This is a genomic window from Alphaproteobacteria bacterium US3C007 (assembly GCA_034423775.1).
Taxonomy (GTDB): Bacteria; Pseudomonadota; Alphaproteobacteria; order Rhodobacterales; family Rhodobacteraceae; genus Thalassovivens; species Thalassovivens spotae.
On record CP139918.1, the window covers coordinates 523579 to 541630 of the forward strand.

The window sequence follows — 18052 nt, forward strand, 5'->3', positions numbered from 1 at the left end:
TCATGCCAGCGCTCTCTGCCAATTTAAGCGAACTCATCTTTTGGACCGGACTTTCGTATTTTATCGGCAGTATTCCCTTTGGCTTGCTGCTTGCAAAAACCATGGGCTTGGGCAATCTGCGCAATATTGGCTCGGGAAATATAGGTGCTACCAATGTCCTGCGCACTGGCAACAAAAAAGCCGCGGCCTTAACGCTGGCCTTAGATTCTGCAAAAGGGGCTTTCGCGGTTGCGCTGGCGCTGTCCTATTCAGGGGAAGCCAGCGCGCAGATTGCGGCAATAAGCGCCCTTTTAGGACATTGCTACCCGGTTTGGCTGCGATTTCAGGGCGGCAAAGGCGTGGCAACGCTTTTGGGCGTGTATTATGCGCTGTTCTGGCCATTGGGGCTTGCCGCTTGCGCCACATGGCTGGCCGCCGCAGCGCTGTTTCGATTTTCTTCCTTGGCGGCTTTAATCGCAACGGCCAGTGCGCCTATTTGGGCGCTTTTGTTGGGCTATCCAACCATGCTGGTTCTGTGCGTGAGCTTGGCAATCTTGGTGTTTTGGCGCCATAGATCGAATATTCTGCGGCTCTCTAAAGGCCAAGAAACAAAAATTGGTGCTAAAAATTAAACCGGATGCTTCTTCAAAAAACTTTGTATATGCGCTGCGGTTGCTTTCGCATGCGTGATCGGTGCCATATGGCCAGCCCCTTCTAACGTTTTCACAAGGCTGCGGGGCAAGCGGGCTTGTAAAGATGATATAACCGCTGGCATTGGGGCGGAAGAGGCACTGCCCTGCAAAAGCAAAACCGGTGCCTCAATCTTTTCGAGCAACCCAGCCGTACAAAACCCATAAGCATCTTCAACCACATGCGACGCTGCGGCAGGAATTAAATGGATTTTATCCACCATGCCGAGCTGCACTTTATCCGGCAATCTATCCCAAGATTGACCGCTTCCCCAAAGCTGGTGAAACGCGCGTGCAGCGCCTACAAACTCTTCCCGCGCTATGGCGCGATTAAACTCAGAATGATCATGCAAAAAAGCCTGTTTAGAGGCCGGTTCAAAGGCAAAGCCCAATGAGAAAATAACCGGCTCAATCAAGATAAGCGACCGCACCAAATCTGGATGCTCGAGCGCAAGCCGAAGCGCAACACTGGCTCCGAAAGAATGACCGATTAAATCCATCTTCTGATCCAAAAAGCTTGCGGCAACGGCAGTGCTGACATCATGAAACGCACCACGAAAATCCCATTTCAAGCTTTCTCCATGGCCGGGCAAATCAAACATAGTAAACTGATGCTCGCTTTGCGCCATTTCGGCCAATAGGCCGCGCCATGCCGAAGACATCGCCAATGAACAATGCAGCAAGAGCACAGCCCGCGACCCTGATCCAGTCATTTGCCAAGCCGTTGGATAGCCAGCCCGAATGTCACGTTTCAAATGATACCCCTTAATATCTAACGCCAGCCTTTTATATCCCTGGCTGCGAACCAATATCCTGCAGACGCAGCGCAAACGCGTCAAACAGGTTTCACTTTTTTGCCAGATTGCCGCTGCCATCTCTTTAAGAATATTCTTTTGTGACATTTTTTGGGCTGGAATGAGATCCCGATCTAGGCCCGAGAGGTCTACCATGTTAAGCGATAACAACATCACGATTCTGTTACAAAGCGATCAAGGAATACTTTCTGGATGCCAAATCTCAACGAACCCAAAATCATCGCAGGCAATGCCAACCTCACTTTGGCAAAAGCCATCTCTCGACGGATGTCACTGCACCGTGGATTAAATGTTGGATTGGTCGATGCCCGAGTCGAACGCTTCAATGATCAAGAAATTTTTGTGGAAGTGTATGAAAACGTGCGCGGCGAAGATATGTTTATTCTTCAATCCACGTCGAACCCTGCAAATGACAACTTGATGGAATTGTTGATCATGTCCGACGCGCTGCGCCGCTCTTCGGCCAGCCGTATCACCGCCGTGATCCCGTATTTTGGCTATGCAAGGCAAGACCGCCGCGCCAAAGCCCGAACGCCGATCAGCGCCAAATTGGTGGCCAATATGTTGGTTGAGGCTGGCATTGAGCGCGTGCTCACCATGGATTTGCACGCCGCACAAATACAAGGTTTTTTCGATATCCCCGTTGATAACCTTTACGCGTCACCAATCTTTGCGCTTGATATTTTGCATCAATTCAAAGAAACGACCGACGATATAATGGTTGTCTCGCCAGATGTGGGCGGGGTTGCGCGGGCGCGCGAGCTTGCAAAGCGGATCGAAGCGCCCTTGGCCATTGTTGATAAGCGCCGTGAAAAAGCCGGTGAAATCGCCGAGATGACGGTAATTGGCAACGTATCGGGAAAGAAATGCATCATTGTGGATGATATTTGCGATACCGCCGGCACCTTATGCAAAGCCGCCGAACTGTTGATTGAAAACGGTGCCTCCGAAGTGCATTCATATATTACGCATGGTGTTTTATCTGGCCCTGCCGTTGAGCGGATCACAAAATCGGTGATGAAATCACTGGTGATCACTGATTCGATTGAGGCGAGCCCTGCCGTTTTGGCAGCGCCAAATATTCGCATTGTGCCAACGGCGCCGATGTTTGCGCAGGCAATCTTGAACATTTGGAACGGTACTTCGGTCTCATCATTATTCGAAACAGATACTTTAGGGCCGATCTATGATGGCCTTTACTAACGCGCTAAAAGCGCTTGGGCATCCCGTTTTTGAAATATAAAACGGATAAAAAAAGGGCCCAGATGGGCCCTTTTAAATTTCCAGATTGATAAGCGATTAGCTTTTGGAAAACTCAGGATAGGCATCCATGCCCAGCTCTGACATATCCAGACCGTTAATCTCATCTTCTTCTGCAACGCGGATACCCGTTGTTGCTTTAAGAATGAACCAAACGATCGCTGAGGCAACGGTTACGAAAATACCCACAACAATGATTGAGTACAGCTGGGTGCCCAGCGAGGCGTCGCCATTGGTGAACACAACTGCGATCGTACCCCAAATCCCTGCAAACAAATGTACCGGAATCGCGCCAACGACATCGTCAATTTTCAACTTGTCTAGGAATGGAACCGAGAACACAACAATCACTCCGCCAATCGCACCGATAATGGTTGCCGCCCCCAAAGACGGTGTCAAAGGCTCCGCTGTGATCGACACCAAGCCGGCCAGGGCTCCGTTCAAAATCATCGTAAGGTCTGGCTTTGAATAAAGCAGTTGCGTCAGGATCAAAGCGGCAACAGCACCGCCTGCAGCGGCGGCGTTTGTGTTGGCGAAAATGCGCGACACATCTGCCACATCTCCGACAGAGCCCATCGCAAGCTGTGAGCCACCGTTAAAGCCGAACCAGCCAAGCCATAGAATGAATGTACCCAAAGTTGCCAATGCCAGATTTGAGCCCTGGATCGGCACCACTTTGCCGTCAGCTGTGTATTTGCCAAGCCGTGGCCCTAGGATGATCGCACCTGCAAGCGCAGCCCATCCACCAACCGAATGCACCACTGTTGAACCGGCAAAGTCTAAAAAGCCCATACCGTCCAAGAAGCCTCCGCCCCATTTCCAGCTGGCTTGCAGCGGGTAAATGATGCTTGTCAAAATGACCGTAAAAATCAAAAATGGCCACAGTTTGATCCTCTCGGCCAACGCGCCCGAGACGATAGAGGCCGTTGCGGCGCAGAACATCAATTGGAAGAAGAAATCTGAACCGGTGGACGCATAGCCATAATCATCCGCCGCATCCGCTGTAACGCCGACCGCTTCTAGAACTGCCGTGCCCCAAACACCAGAAAGCACGCCCTCAACCGCCCATGTTCCCAGCGGATACATAAGATTATACCCAATGAGGTAATAGAAAATGGCTGCCAACGAAAATAAGGCCACGTTTTTCGTTAATTGCATGGTCACGTTTTTTGAGCGCACAAGACCGGCTTCCAACATGGCAAACCCGGCGGCCATCCAGAACACCAAGAAGCCGCCAATTAAAAACAGCAGAGAATTCAGAATAAAGACGCTATCCGTCGGCACCAGAGCCGGAGCTTCTTGCGCCAAAACCGCGCCTGGCAGGATTACCGCTGCAGCGGCGCCTGAAAGGAGTTTGTGTTTTACGTTTAACATTCTAAGTGGTCCTTCTTTATATCGCGTCAGCGCCGGTTTCACCGGTACGCACTCTGACAGTTTGATCGACATCGAGAACAAAGATTTTACCGTCCCCAATTTTGCCGGTTTTGGCTGCCTTGGTGATGGTTTCAACGACTTGATCCGCCATTGACGCATCGGTCACGATTTCCAGTTTTACTTTCGGTACAAAATTTACAGCATATTCTGCCCCACGATATATCTCAGTATGACCCGATTGGGCTCCAAAGCCCTTAATCTCGGTCACCATCATTCCACGCACGCCAATCTCGGTAAGCGCCTCACGCACTTCTTCGAGCTTAAACGGTTTGATGGTTGCTATGATCAATTTCACCGTTGGTTCCTTTCTTAATTTTCTTGCTTTGACGGTTGCGCCAAAACCACGTCTCTATCAACGCCGCCCCCCACCTAAGGGCCACCAAAAGCCCAATGTTGAAGACGTAAAATCTATCAAAAGCGCATATTTTTTGCGCAATTTCTTCTTGATGATTAATTTTTAAACACAAAACGGATAGGTTTGGAGGAGCAGTTAGCCCTAAACAAGCCTATGAAGATACGATAGACTCGCCACAAAGAGCTCGAAATAAGCAGGGCAATCCATGGCAGGCAAACAGAAATCAACCAAGCCGCTCATCGCGCAAAACCGCTATGGGTCAGCGTCGAAAGCCGTACGAAAACCGCCAAAGCCCCTGCGCAGTACCGCCCCCAAGCAAAGAAATATCGTGTCCAGAGCTCTGCGATGGCTGTTTAAACGCTGCGTGGGTTTGGTTTGGGCTGTTATCTGGCGCTCAGCCCTAATGCTTGCCTTATTCACAGCTGCAGGGGTGGGTTATTATCGTAGCACCCTGCCCGATTTATCGGCCTTACTGGATGTAAGAGCCCGCGGCTCAGTCACTTTACTTGACCGCAACAATGAGGTTTTTGCCTGGCGCGGCGAACAGTTTGGGCAAGCAATCGACGCGCAAACCATTTCACCTCATTTGCGTCATGCGGTTCTGGCAACCGAAGATAAACGGTTTTACCGCCATTTTGGATTGAGCCCGCGTGGCGTTTTGGGCGCGATACGGATTAATATGCGCGAGGGCCGCAGCGCTTTATCCGGACATGGTGGCTCGACCATAACCCAGCAAACCGCGAAACTCTTGTGTTTGGGCCTGCCTTTCGATCGCGCGCGGTGGAAGAGCGAACGCGCCTATGAAGCCGAGTGCCGAGAAAGCAGCTTATGGCGCAAAGTCAAAGAAGCCGCCTATGCGCTTGCGCTTGAGAGCCGTTTTTCAAAAGATGAAATCTTAACAATTTATATAAATCGTAGCTTTCTGGGCGCGGGAGCGCGCGGGTTTGAGGCTGCGGCGCAACGCTATTTTGGAAAATCAGCACGAAATGTAAACCCCGCCGAAGCGGCAATGCTGGCTGGGCTTTTGGTGGCGCCGACCCGCTATGCGCCCACCAATAACCTGCAGAGATCGCAAAACCGCGCGGGCGTCATTATCAATTTGATGCAAGCACAAGCGTTACTCAGCGCCGAAGAGGCCGATTTCGCGCGCAAAAACCCCGCGCAACTGTCGCAAGCGGCCAAAGCCAATGCCGGTAATTACTTTGCCGATTGGGTGATGCAATCGGGTCCACGCTTTCTGACGCAGACAACAACCGAAGATGTGATTATAAAAACCACGTTTGACCGCCGCCTTCAAAACGCGGCGGAACAGGCGATGCATCAGGTATTCGACTCAAAGGTTCGCCCGGGATCCAAGGCACAAGCTGCAATTGTTGTGATGTCCCCAAACGGCGCAGTGCGGGCAATGCTGGGCGGGCGCAATACATCGGTTGCCGGAGGCTTTAACCGCGCCACGCAAGCGCTTCGGCAAACCGGCTCGGCCTTTAAGCCTTTTGTATATGCAGCGGCTCTCGAGGCCGGATACAGCCCCTATGATATTTTACAAGACAGCCCATTAACGCTGGATCTACCTGGCTCTGGCCCTTGGAGCCCGCAAAATTATTCAAAAGAATTTTTAGGGCCCGTCAGTTTAAACGCCGCCCTCAGCCAATCCTTAAATATTCCTACCATCCGGCTGAGCGAAGAGGTTGGACGTGATGTTGTGAGAAATGTCGCTTCTGGATTTGGAGTTGGAGAAAAGCTTGCCACTGGGCCAGCGCTTGCCTTGGGCGTGTCCGAAGCCACTTTGATCGATATGGTCGGGGCCTATGCTGGAATTTTAAATCGCGGCCTATCCGTCACCCCTTTCGGGCTGAACGAATTGCGATTATTCGGAGACGACACTGCCCTGATGGGGGCCACAAATAGCGCCGGCCAGCGGGTCATTTCTCCAACGGCTGCGCATAATCTGATCTTTATGATGCAAAATGTGATGGTTGAAGGAACCGGACAAAAAGCGGCGATTGAAGGGTGGCAAACCGCGGGTAAAACCGGAACAACGCAAAGCGCACGCGATGCTTGGTTTATTGGCTTTTCCAGCGATTACGTGATCGGTGTTTGGATGGGATATGATGACAATACGCCTTTAACCGGGGTCACTGGCGGCGGGTTACCAGCCGAGATTTGGAAAGCAACCATGCTGCGTGCTCAAGGCGATTTGCCCCCGAATACGCTGGTTCAAACAGCTCAGACGCGCACCGGGGCTGGAAAAACGAGCAGAACAACCGACCGGGACCAAGGCACCAACGCGATCAATCGCTTTTTGCGCAATCTGTTCGGGCAGAACTAATTTAAAGTGTTGCCTCTAATGCCGTAATGAGGCGATCAATTTTGCCTCCGTTTTTATCAAGCAAAGCCCCAATTTCAGCGCGCTCGCTTAACAGCATGTTGATCCCTTCAATAAAAATATTGAAGAATAACGGCTTGCCTGATTTGTCCGACACCAAAAACTCAACCTCAAACGGATTGGCATTTTGCAGCTTTGCTTCTGCAGTCACTTTGTAAAAGCTTTTTACTTTTTTAGAGTCTTTTACGATAATATCGCTGCCCATAAACTCTCTGAACCGGCTGCCATATTTGCGCGCCATATATATTTTAAAAACGCGCGTAAATTTCTTCATTTGCTTGGGCGTGGCCCGCCGCGCTTCCGCTCCAAGCGCATAGCGTGCTATTAGGTTCACGTCAGCATAACGCTCAAATATTTTTTCAAATTCTGCCAGAATAATTTCTTCATCATCGGTCGATGCAACCATCGCGTTGATATCGTCAACAGCTTGATTAATCAAAGTTTTTGCGGCGCTTTTCGTTAACGCGTAAGCGGGCAACCCGCTCCATAGCAGCGCAGCAACAATTCCAGATAAAACCGCACGGCGCGGTAACTTATTCTGTGCCATAAAGATCCTCATACGGGTCATCATAAACATCTTCATCACGCCCACCTAACGAAAAACGCCGGGTTTGCAGATAAATCAACTTGCTTTGGGAATAACTGTCAATGCTGTCATAAAGAACGGAATCGATCGCCCCTGCATAGGCAACACGCATATCCATCGCTTTCGCGATCGTACTCGATGTTGTGTAATAATTCACAGGAGGCTCGATCAATGGCGCTAAGGGGTTTAAAACCCAATCTACGAGCTTGCCCGTCGCATCCCGGCTGGTAGATGGCCCAAATAGCGGCAACTCAACATAAAACCCCTCTCCAACGCCCCATCTGTGCAAAGTGGCGCCGAAATCGCTTTCATCTCCACCGATACCCAAATCTTCTGCCGGTGTTCCTAAACCTGCAAAGCCCAAAGTTGAATTGATTAGAAACTTACCTGTATTTTGCAGTCCAGATTGAAATTCGCCTTGCAAGACGTTATTCACAATATCCCCCGGCACCGAAAGGTTTTCAGCGAAATTGTTGATCATCTGGCGCAGGCCATCATTCACATTTCCCACATAGGCAAACGAGACTGGCCGCACGATGGATTTATCCAAAGCAATATTTACCCCATGTACGCGCCGATTCATGGTTTCAAACGGATCATTCGCATCCTGACTGTAAAGCGGCGTCGAGATGCCCAGAAAAACCAGCACAAACGCCAAAGCCATAGCTAAAGAAGTTCCTGTTTGTTTCATCACATTTTACACCCAGTTTCGAATATCTGCCTTTTTTGTGGTATTAACGGCAAACGCTTTGTTTAACAATGACACATCAATCAAAAGCAACAAGTAAACCAATCGTGATCATCATCAAGCGTCTTTAAGGGCTGCATAAATTTTCCAACAAACGCCAAACGCCAAAAGGTAGCCCTTTTCCCTCGCTCCGAGACAGGGTATCATTTGTTAAAAATATGTTGAAAAAGGAAAGAAGAATGGCCCCTGAATTTGAAGAAAAACTGAGCGAGCTGGGCGTAAATCTGCCAGAGGCACCCGCCCCAGCGGCCAATTACGTTCCTTTTGTTCAAGTCGGCGATATGCTTTATGTATCAGGGCAAATTTCAATCGGGCCAGAGGGCCTGATTAAGGGCAAGCTGGGCTTAGACATGACCACCGAGCAAGGTGCAGAGGCTGCCAAAATTTGTGCGATCAACTTGCTGTCGCAAGTGAAAGCGGCGTGCGGCGGCGATTTGGATCGGTTGATCCGGGTTGTAAAATTGACCGGATTTGTGAACTCAACAGCAGATTACACAGACCAGCCCGCCGTTATTAACGGCGCGTCCAACCTGCTGGGTGAGGCTTTGGGAGAGGCTGGAAAACACGCGCGCGCAGCGGTATCTGCCGTCGCGCTGCCCCTTGGCGTGGCCGTGGAAATTGAAGGTATTTTCCAAATTCGATGATATCTGGTTTAGACCCGCAGTTTTTAGCTAGGCCGCTGGCGCATCGCGGCTTACACACCGACAATAAGGGTGTTTTGGAAAATAGTCAGAGCGCTGTCGCAGCGGCCATAAAAAAAGGCTATGGGATCGAGCTTGATCTGCAGCTTTCTGCAGATGGGCAGGCGATGGTTTTTCATGATGATACATTGGATAGGATGACATCGCATCAAGGCCCGGTGCGCAACCACAGTGCTAAAAACTTAGAACGCATGGCTTTGAAGCATAGCAGTGATTGCATTTTACCGCTCGCTGCGCTGTTGCATCAGGTTTCTGGATCAGTGCCTTTATTGATCGAGTTAAAAGATCAAACTGGGGATCTATCTTCAAGCAATGGGGATCTAGAACGTGCCACAGCCAAAGCCTTGCAACATTATCAAGGCGCTGTGGCCGTGATGTCCTTTAACCCGTTTTCGGTACTCGAAATGCGGCGGCAGGCACCCCAGATAGCCCGCGGGCTGACAACCGAGTTTTTTACAAAGGAAGAATGGCCCATGATCTCGAAAGATAGGCGTTCAACCCTAACCAATATTTCCGACTTTGAAAAATGCGGAGCCAGTTTTATCAGCCATCATCACAAAGATCTTGAAAGCGCACCGGTGCGCGCCCTAAAGGCCAAAGGGATTCCTATATTATGTTGGACAATTGAAACAAAAGCCCAGCAGCACGCGGCGCGCCAACTGGCCGATAATTTTACATTTGAAGGCTTTCAACCGGCAACAAGCTCTTGATTATCCGCGCTTTTGCAACACATAGGCGCTAAAGGGAAAGGCCAGGATGCAGCAGGACGCGATAGAAATTCAGGTGGTGACATCGCTTTCGATGGTGGCCCAATCTGATTGGGATAGCTGCGCCTGCCCCGAAATCGACTCTGGCAATGATCCGCGCGCGCTTGACCCTTTTACAACATACCGCTTTCTTTGGGCGCTTGAATCGAGTGGATCGGTGGGCGAGGCCACTGGCTGGCAGCCGTATTTTTTACTGGCTTTTCAAAATAAAATATTGATCGGATGCACTCCGATGTATTTAAAATCACACTCGCAAGGCGAATATATTTTCGATCATAGCTTTGCAGAGGCCTATCATCGCGCAGGCGGGCAATATTATCCCAAATTGCAAATTGCTGTACCCTTCACACCGGTTACAGGGCGGCGGTTTCTTCTCAAACCAGGCTATGAGGTCGAGGCGAGCCAAGCTTTGATAAAAGGGGCGCTGCAATTTGCCGCGAATAACAAGCTCTCTTCGCTACATGCCACGTTCTGCACCCAGAAAGAAGCCAAAGCCGGTGAAAGCCTAGGCCTCCTCAGCCGTACAACGCAGCAATTCCATTGGGAAAACCCTGGATATGAAAGCTTTGATGGCTTTTTATCCGCCCTCTCTTCGCGCAAACGCAAAAACATTAGAAAAGAGCGCGCGCAGGCCAATCTATTTGGCGGCGAGATTGAAATGCTCACGGGCGCGCAGATAGAGCCGCATCATTGGGATGCGTTTTGGAGGTTTTATCAAGATACCGGCGCGCGCAAATGGGGAACCCCTTATTTAACCCGCGCCTTTTTTGATGCGGCGCAAGACAGTTTGCGCGATGAAATTCTTCTGATCATGGCAAAGCGCGACGGCCTATATGTTGCCGGAGCAATGAATTTTATCGGCCGCGATTGCCTTTATGGCCGGTACTGGGGCTGTATAGAAGACTATCCCTGCCTGCATTTTGAACTCTGCTATTATCGCGCGATAGACTTTGCGATTAAACATAATCTTGCCCGCGTAGAAGCGGGCGCCCAAGGCGCGCATAAATTAGCCCGCGGCTATATCCCCGCAGAAACGCATTCACTGCATTGGGCTGCAGATAAAGGGTTTCACGAGGCGATTGCGCAATATTTGATTGCGGAAAAAAAAGCCGTCACCGAAGATATAGAGATAATGACCAAATTTGGCCCGTTTCGAAAAACCACAGCAGATATTGCAGAGTAGAGGAACCTATAATGACCAAAAAATTGTCAGAGACCGAGCGTCACCAAGACCTGGCGCCATTACTCGCCAAAGGTTGGACAGCGGTAGAGGGGCGCGATGCGATTGCAAAAGAGTTTAAATTTGCAAACTTCATCGCAGCTTTCGGCTGGATGAGCCAAGCCGCGATTATCGCTGAAAAGATGAACCACCATCCCGAATGGTTCAACGTTTATAATCGCGTTTCGGTCACGCTGAGCACGCATGATGTGGGCGGACTCAGCGCGCTGGATATTACCTTGGCGCAAAAAATGGATGCGTTGAATTAAGCTTTTAGCCGAGGGCTTTTAAAAGCGCATCGGCGCTGGATGTGGTAATTTCAGAGCGAGTTTCTTCCAGTAGAAAATGCTCAACGACACCGTCATTTACCACCAAAGCATAGCGTTGCGAACGATCATAAAATCCCGTCGCCGGCACAGTGAAACTTAAGCCCACAGCTTTGGTAAACGTAGACCCTGCATCCCCCAGCATGGTCAGCCCTGCTTCATAGGCACCAGAGGCGCGCCCCCAAGCGCGCAAAACGAAACTGTCATTAACGGTCAGGATCGCAACTTCATCGAGGCCGGCATCCATCAGCTGCTCTTTTTGACCGATGATATTTGGCAGATGCGCGCGCGAACAGGTGCTGGTAAACGCGCCCGGCATGCCAAATATGGCCACGCGGCGGCCGGCAAATACATCGTTCAGGTCAACGGTTTCAATCTCTGAATTTGTTACCCGCAATATCGGCGCATTTGGCAATCTATTGCCCACGACTATGGTCATTTCCTATTCCCTTATTTGTATTCGCACAGAGGATGTTATAATGCGTTTATTCGACAGGGCCAGATCAGGTGAGGACGCGTATGTCAAGAATAGTTGTGATAGGCGCAGGACAAGCTGGCGCGGCACTGGTTGCAAAATTGCGCAATCTCGATGATCAATGCAGCATAGATTTGGTCGGCAAAGAAGACGTCCTACCCTATCAACGACCACCCTTATCAAAAAAATATCTTTTGGGGGAGATGCCTTTGGAGCGCCTTTATTTGCGCCCAGAAAGTTTTTACACCGATAACCACATCACTCTTCACCTTGGCGACACCGTTACGGGTATCAATCGTCGTGAAAAATCCATCGTTACAACCCGCCAAAGCCTGACATATGATCACTTGGTTTTTGCAACCGGATCATGGCCGCGCAGATTGCCTGCCGCAATCGGGGGCGAGCTAGCGGGGGTTTACACGATGCGCGATCTCCAAGATGCGGATGCGATGGCTCCTGAAATGGTGGCAGGGCGAAAGGTTTTGATCGTTGGCGGGGGCTATATCGGTTTAGAAGCCGCAGCAGTTGCCGCAACAAAGGGGCTAAAGGTCACGCTGGTTGAAATGTCGGACCGTATTTTAAACCGTGTCGCCGCACCGCAAACATCCGATTACTTCCGGCAGTTGCACCAGTCGCATGGGGTGACGTTGAAAGAAAATACGGGCCTGAAACAGCTAATCGGTCAGGACGGCAAAGTGACCAGCGCACAATTAAGCGATGGCAGCGTTGAGCGCTTCGATTTCGTGATCGTCGGGGTGGGGATTATACCGGCGCAAGACTTGGCAGAGACTGCTGGGCTAGAGATTGAAAATGGCATCGCCGTGGATGTGTATGGGCGCAGTTCCGACCCGTCGATATGGGCGATCGGCGATTGCGCATCATTTGACCATCAAGGTCAAAAAATGCGGCTGGAAAGCGTACAAAATGCGATTGATCAGGCCGAAGTGACCGCGCAAAATATTTTGGGCGCTAAAACCCAGTATCAACCAGAACCTTGGTTTTGGTCTGATCAATATAACGTAAAGCTGCAAATCGCCGGGCTGAACACGGGCTATAGCGATGTGGTCGAACGGGCTGAGCAGACTGCTGATAGCTGTTCTTTTTGGTATTACAAGGACGATACGCTTCTGGCCGTCGATGCGATGAACGCGCCCAAAGCCTATATGGTGGGCAAACGTTTGCTTGGCCTTGGCAAATCGCCCCCAAAAGCGGCAATAAGCGATCCCCAGACCGACCTTAAATCCCTGCTGAAATCTTGAGAATAATCGCAGGCACACATCGCGGAAGAGCTTTGGCCTCGGTTGGCAAAGGCGATCCCTCGGCACATTTGCGCCCAACCACCGACCGCGTGCGCGAGAATTTATTCAACGTACTTGCCTCGGGGCGGTTTGGAAATCCTTTGGAGAACGCGCAGGTTCTTGACCTTTTCGCCGGAACCGGTGCTTTGGGGTTTGAGGCCCTTTCGCGCGGCGCAGAGCGTCTGTGGCTGATCGATAACGCTCGTAAATCTGCAGAACTAATCCGCAAAAATAAAGCTCTGTTTGATCCAAACGTCGAGATCACCTTTCGGCCATGGAACCTGCTGCAATTGCCGCCCTGCCCCGGCGCGCCTTTTGATCTGGTATTTCTTGACCCCCCCTATGGCAAAGATTTGGGCCAAAACGTGGTGCCAAAGGCCCGCGCAAAGGGATGGATTGCAGATGACGCCTTGATTATATGGGAAGAGCAAGGCGAGATGTTGGCCCCAGAGGGGTTTTGCAACCTCGAGTGCCTGCGCTATGGCGACACATACGTTACCTTGATGCGTGCACAATAACCTCCGCCCTATATTACTGAGCCTTTTAAATAGATAAATTTCTTTCATTATCTTTTTCGCGAGCCAAGTGACTGCCGTTGCGCCGTCAGAAAGAAATCTATGATTATTTCATTCACATGTTGCAAAAACTCAAATGGTCAAACCCCGATGGATCAAACCTGATAAGAATTTTCTCGATACCGGCGAGATGCTTAACGAAAGCCTCTTGATCCGATAATTGATATAAAGCTGCATGTTTACATCTTCGGTTCAGGACGCGGCATGCGGCGGCGAATTGCTGACATCGCCCAAAAAACGCGCTTTCAACGGATCTGTTTGGAGGGAGCTGACAGTGAATATCGCTCTGCCCTCTTAAGAAAGGAAAAACATTTTCAAAGCGGCGTTTCGATTACATCCTTGATCATAATCGGAAGATCTTCCATGGGCAGTTTGCGGCTGGTACGCCGCGCGGCGTTCAAAATACAATTAGAGGTTTGCGGCAAAAGCTCTAACACGCAGCGCGAGAACCGGCGCCTCTGGAAATATTCTTTGCGGGCAAGAACCATAAATCCGCTAAGCAAATTTTCGCTGAAATAAACATTTCCAAAATACATTAAACTGATAAATCGAGAGGGATGCGGATTGATCGCAAAAAGCGCATAACCATCAGGGCATCGCATCACAACGCCCCGTGAAGAAGGGGTAGATCGACCTGAAATTTCAGCTCGATTGCGTTGCGATTTTAAAAGCTCGAGGCTTTTAAACACCCGTACACCTTCAACGGTTTTTATCGAAATTAAATTACAACTCGCAGTTTCCAACTCGGAAAACGATCTACGCCAAAAGCAATGGATACCATCTGGAAGCTCACTTTGTGAAACAGTAAGCGCGATACCGCGCTCAAAATAGTCAACGGCTTGATGTAAATAGCTGGGTTGCGCTTGCACTACGCTTTGCGATTGGCCGCGCCTAACCCGTTCCAAATCATCAGGGGTCAATGGCTCAAGATAGATCCGCGAATCGACCAGAAAGTAATCACATATTTGTTGCAAAACATTGGGCTTGGGAAAGGAATGGCCGCTCATATAACGATTAAATTGTACACGATTGATATCCAAATCGCGGCAAACCGAGGCAATTGACGGGCGCGTTTTGCAGAGCAATCGCAAATTCTCACCAAAAACGCGCAGCACACTCACGAGTTCTTCCTTTACTTAAAAAAATTTCCCCCACCTCGCAGCATCCCCCATGAGGTTGCCACTGATTACGCAGGGTTCCATGATCTAAATATTATTATTTCACACATCTTTAGGTTGATCTATATCAGATTTGTGAAGGACCTTTGAGCAATCGTTTGGCTTGAGCACATAGCTGAAAAATCAGACCAGCTTAACAAATGCCTCGATCAAGAGAATCATATCCTAGCCAATATTGATAGACGCAATGACGTGAATTGAGGCCCAATCATAAACAGGGTTTTCAATTTCAAGTTGTTGCAACTTAAGAAAGTTGCCGCGTTCAAACCAATCTTCCGAGGGGATTTTCTATGGATAAAGGTAAAATCACAAAAACCAATCGCTCTTTTTTGACCTCAAACCCCATAGGTCGGATGAAAGCGATCCGCTGGCGACAAGGTAAAAATTTCAACGCCGTTTGCCGTTACACCCACGGAATGCTCAAATTGCGCCGAAAGCGATTTATCGCGCGTGACAGCGGTCCAATCATCCGCCAAAACTTTTGTCTCCGCCCGCCCTAAATTCACCATCGGCTCAATTGTAAAAAACATACCCTCTTCCAAAATAGGTCCAGTATTTGGCCGGCCATAATGCAACACGTTCGGGGGAGCATGAAACACTTGACCCAAGCCATGGCCGCAAAAATCGCGCACAACGGACATACGCTGCGCCTCAACATAAGATTGTATCGCATATCCTATATCGCCAAAAGTATTGCCCGGTTTTACCGCCTCAATACCTTTCATCAAAGAGTCATGCGTCACTTGAATTAAACGCTCGGCTTTGCGCGATAAGTCACCCGCCACATACATCCGCGAGGTATCGCCATACCATCCATCAACGATCACCGTCACATCAACGTTTAGGATATCGCCCTCTTTAAGCTTTTTATCGCTGGGAATACCGTGGCAAACCACGTGGTTTACGCTGATACAACTGCCATGCTGATAGCCCTTATAGCCAATTGTCGCCGAGACAGCGCCAGCGGCGCGCACTTGATCTTCGATAAAGGCATTGATGATTGCGGTCGTTTGCCCGGGAAAAACATGCGGTGCGATTTCATCAAGGATGCGGGCTGCAACTGCGCCTGCCCTATGCATTCCTTCGAAGGCCGCTTGGTCAAATAGCGTAATACCCGCGCGGGTTTTACGATAATTGTCAGATTCCACCAAAGCTCTCTCCTTTAAAGCGACGCGTCAATTTTTCTAGCCCTAGCGATGATTATCCATATGCACCAGACCCCGCCTATGCAAATTTATACTTTTTCTTCACAATTAAAGAGCAAAACCCGAATATATTTCAGGTTACAAGATAAAAAAATGATGTTTCTTGGGGCACACCGATAAAATCTAGCGCACAATTGCGAACTTATCACGCCTTAAGAGACCAAGAGCTTGACGATTTCTTCGGCGGCCTGATCACTGTCCATTTTTGTTGTATCGATATGGATTTCTGGGGTTTCAGGGGCCTCGTATGGGCTGTCGATCCCTGTGAAGTTCTTAAGCTGACCAGAGCGCGCCTTGGCATAAAGGCCTTTGACGTCCCGTTCTTCTGCGACAGAGAGCGGCGTGTCGATGAAGATTTCGATGAATTCGCCCGGCGCCATCATATCTCGCACCATTTGCCGCTCTGAGCGGAAGGGCGAGATGAACGCCGTGATCACAATCAGACCCGCATCCGTCATCAGTTTTGCAACCTCACCTACACGGCGGATGTTTTCAATCCGATCCGCATCGGTAAAGCCCAGATCCTTGTTCAAACCATGACGCACATTATCCCCATCCAGCAGGAAAGTGTGACGGTTCATGCGCGCAAGCCTCGATTCAACCGCGTTCGCAATCGTGGATTTCCCTGATCCCGACAGGCCCGTCATCCACAGCACCGCAGGTTTTTGGTTTTTCAGGTCCGCGTGGTGATCCCGCGTGATGTCCGTCGCCTGCCAATGGATGTTTTGTGCGCGGCGCAGGGCAAAATTGATCAGGCCCGCACCCACAGTGGCATTCGTCATTTTATCAATCAGGATAAAACCACCCAGCGTCCGGTTTTCCGCATAGGGCGCAAATGGAATATTACGATCCGTCGTCACATTGGCCACACCGATTGCATTCAGATCAAGCGTTTTTGCCGCCGCATGTTCCATCGTGTTGACGTTGATCTTATACTTGGGTTCCGCGACCGTTGCAGAGACCGTTTGTGCGCCGATTTTCAGGTAATAAGAACGGCCTGGAATCAGCGCCTCTTCATCCATCCAGATCAGGGTGGCTTCAAACTGATCTGCCACTTCAAGCGGTGCATTCGCAGCCGTGATCACCTGACCGCGGGAACAATCCACCTCATCTTTGAGCGTCAGTGTGATTGACTGACCTGCCGTCGCACTGTCCAAATCCCCATCGTAAGTAACAATGCGATCCACATGACTGGTTTTGCCAGAGGGGAGAATGCGCACCTCATCCCCGGGTTTGATGGTGCCTGAGGCGATCTTGCCGCTAAACCCGCGGAAGTCCAAATTGGGTCGGTTTACCCACTGAACGGGCATGCGGAACTCTTGCGCCGCACCTGTGTTTTGATCCAGATCGACACCTTCTAAATGCGCCAACAGCGTTGGACCGCTGTACCAACTGGTGGCATCAGAATGGGCCGCGATATTATCCCCTTTGAACCCAGAGATTGGGATGGCGGTAAATGCCGTGATCCCAATGCTGTTTGCAAATTCGGTATACTCGGCAACGATGGTATCAAACCTCGCCTGATCATAATCGACCAAGTCCATTTTATTGACGGCCAGAACGATACTCTTAATACCGAGCAGATGACACAAATAACTATGGCGACGCGTTTGCGTTAAAACGCCCTTGCGCGCATCAATCAGGATCACGGCCAATTCCGCTGTGGAGGCACCCGTGACCATGTTGCGCGTGTATTGTTCATGGCCCGGTGTATCCGCCACAATGAACTTACGCTTTTCGGTGGCAAAGAAACGGTAGGCCACATCAATTGTGATACCCTGCTCCCGCTCTGCGGCCAATCCATCGACCAGCAGCGCAAAATCAATCTCTTGGCCCTGCGTGCCCACTTTTTTGCTATCGGCTTCAAGCTGGGCAAGTTGGTCCTCAAAAATCATTTTGCTGTCATAAAGCAGGCGACCAATCAGCGTTGATTTCCCGTCATCCACGGACCCACAGGTGATAAAGCGCAACAGCGATTTGTTTTGATGGCTTTCTAGATAGGCATCAATATCCTGCGCAATCAGCGCGTCAGTTTTATAAACTTGATCTGTCATAT

At 50.1% G+C, this 18052-nt stretch carries 18 protein-coding genes; 9 read left to right on the forward strand and 9 right to left on the reverse strand.

From position 1 onward, the window contains the following. The first annotated feature begins 2 nt into the window (after window positions 1–2). Window positions 3–611, forward strand: coding sequence for a glycerol-3-phosphate 1-O-acyltransferase PlsY (gene plsY, locus UM181_02670; GenBank protein ID WQC64684.1), 609 nt, complete (start codon window positions 3–5; stop codon window positions 609–611). Here plsY and UM181_02675 read toward each other — a convergent pair. Continuing rightward, window positions 608–1423, reverse strand: a complete 816-nt coding sequence (locus UM181_02675; GenBank protein WQC63534.1) for an alpha/beta hydrolase — start codon at window positions 1421–1423, stop codon at window positions 608–610. The genes plsY and UM181_02675 overlap by 4 nt on opposite strands. A gap of 252 nt (window positions 1424–1675) precedes the next feature. On the opposite strand from UM181_02675, the gene UM181_02680 reads away from it, so the two are divergent. Further along, window positions 1676–2686: a ribose-phosphate pyrophosphokinase gene (locus tag UM181_02680; protein ID WQC63535.1), complete on the forward strand. Its 1011-nt coding sequence runs from the start codon at window positions 1676–1678 to the stop codon at window positions 2684–2686. Between the two features lie 96 nt (window positions 2687–2782). Here UM181_02680 and UM181_02685 read toward each other — a convergent pair whose 3' ends face one another. Together UM181_02685 and UM181_02690 are read right to left on the reverse strand one after the other, a co-directional pair. Then, on the reverse strand, window positions 2783–4117 hold the full coding sequence (locus UM181_02685; protein ID WQC63536.1) for an ammonium transporter: 1335 nt from the start codon (window positions 4115–4117) through the stop codon (window positions 2783–2785). Window positions 4118–4133: 16 nt separating this feature from the next. Next, entirely contained in the window at window positions 4134–4472 is a 339-nt protein-coding gene (locus tag UM181_02690; GenBank protein ID WQC63537.1) for a P-II family nitrogen regulator, read from the reverse strand. Between the two features lie 265 nt (window positions 4473–4737). Between UM181_02690 and UM181_02695 the strand changes: the two genes are divergently transcribed. Further along, entirely contained in the window at window positions 4738–6861 is a 2124-nt protein-coding gene (locus UM181_02695) for a transglycosylase domain-containing protein (protein WQC63538.1), read from the forward strand. A 1-nt stretch (window position 6862) separates the two neighbouring features. Here the strand turns inward: UM181_02695 and UM181_02700 are convergent, their stop codons facing one another. Together UM181_02700 and UM181_02705 are read right to left on the reverse strand one after the other, a co-directional pair. Further along, the gene (locus UM181_02700) at window positions 6863–7465 is read right to left on the reverse strand and encodes an ABC transporter substrate-binding protein (protein ID WQC63539.1); all 603 of its coding nucleotides are present in this window, start codon (window positions 7463–7465) and stop codon (window positions 6863–6865) included. Beyond that, window positions 7452–8195: a VacJ family lipoprotein gene (locus tag UM181_02705; GenBank protein ID WQC63540.1), complete on the reverse strand. Its 744-nt coding sequence runs from the start codon at window positions 8193–8195 to the stop codon at window positions 7452–7454. The genes UM181_02700 and UM181_02705 overlap by 14 nt, the downstream gene beginning before the upstream one ends. Before the next feature lie 236 nt (window positions 8196–8431). Between UM181_02705 and UM181_02710 the strand changes: the two genes are divergently transcribed. The 4 genes from UM181_02710 to UM181_02725 are packed head-to-tail and all read left to right on the forward strand — an operon-like array spanning window position 8432 to window position 11208. Then, the gene (locus UM181_02710; GenBank protein WQC63541.1) at window positions 8432–8896 is read left to right on the forward strand and encodes a RidA family protein; all 465 of its coding nucleotides are present in this window, start codon (window positions 8432–8434) and stop codon (window positions 8894–8896) included. Further along, window positions 8893–9663 (forward strand): glycerophosphodiester phosphodiesterase family protein, encoded by a 771-nt coding sequence (locus UM181_02715; protein ID WQC63542.1) that lies wholly within the window; start codon window positions 8893–8895, stop codon window positions 9661–9663. Before UM181_02710 ends, UM181_02715 begins: the two co-directional genes overlap by 4 nt. Before the next feature lie 46 nt (window positions 9664–9709). Continuing rightward, on the forward strand, window positions 9710–10903 hold the full coding sequence (locus UM181_02720) for a GNAT family N-acetyltransferase (GenBank protein ID WQC63543.1): 1194 nt from the start codon (window positions 9710–9712) through the stop codon (window positions 10901–10903). A gap of 11 nt (window positions 10904–10914) precedes the next feature. Beyond that, the gene (locus UM181_02725) at window positions 10915–11208 is read left to right on the forward strand and encodes a 4a-hydroxytetrahydrobiopterin dehydratase (protein WQC63544.1); all 294 of its coding nucleotides are present in this window, start codon (window positions 10915–10917) and stop codon (window positions 11206–11208) included. A 4-nt stretch (window positions 11209–11212) separates the two neighbouring features. Here the strand turns inward: UM181_02725 and UM181_02730 are convergent, their stop codons facing one another. Then, the gene (locus UM181_02730) at window positions 11213–11704 is read right to left on the reverse strand and encodes a peroxiredoxin (protein ID WQC63545.1); all 492 of its coding nucleotides are present in this window, start codon (window positions 11702–11704) and stop codon (window positions 11213–11215) included. A gap of 80 nt (window positions 11705–11784) precedes the next feature. Here UM181_02730 and UM181_02735 point away from each other — a divergent pair, with 80 nt between their 5' ends. Next, window positions 11785–12999 (forward strand): FAD/NAD(P)-binding oxidoreductase, encoded by a 1215-nt coding sequence (locus tag UM181_02735; protein WQC63546.1) that lies wholly within the window; start codon window positions 11785–11787, stop codon window positions 12997–12999. Beyond that, window positions 12996–13556: a 16S rRNA (guanine(966)-N(2))-methyltransferase RsmD gene (rsmD, locus tag UM181_02740; GenBank protein ID WQC63547.1), complete on the forward strand. Its 561-nt coding sequence runs from the start codon at window positions 12996–12998 to the stop codon at window positions 13554–13556. Before UM181_02735 ends, rsmD begins: the two co-directional genes overlap by 4 nt. Before the next feature lie 371 nt (window positions 13557–13927). On the opposite strand, the gene UM181_02745 is transcribed toward rsmD, so the two are convergent. From UM181_02745 to cysN, 3 genes are all read right to left on the reverse strand, one after another. Further along, window positions 13928–14734, reverse strand: coding sequence for a hypothetical protein (locus UM181_02745; GenBank protein ID WQC63548.1), 807 nt, complete (start codon window positions 14732–14734; stop codon window positions 13928–13930). A 392-nt stretch (window positions 14735–15126) separates the two neighbouring features. Beyond that, window positions 15127–15939, reverse strand: a complete 813-nt coding sequence (gene map, locus UM181_02750) for a type I methionyl aminopeptidase (protein WQC63549.1) — start codon at window positions 15937–15939, stop codon at window positions 15127–15129. Window positions 15940–16148: 209 nt separating this feature from the next. Continuing rightward, window positions 16149–18050 carry a sulfate adenylyltransferase subunit CysN gene (gene cysN / locus UM181_02755; protein ID WQC63550.1) on the reverse strand — a complete coding sequence of 634 codons (1902 nt, stop codon included), beginning with the start codon at window positions 18048–18050 and terminating at the stop codon, window positions 16149–16151. Window positions 18051–18052 lie beyond the last annotated feature (2 nt).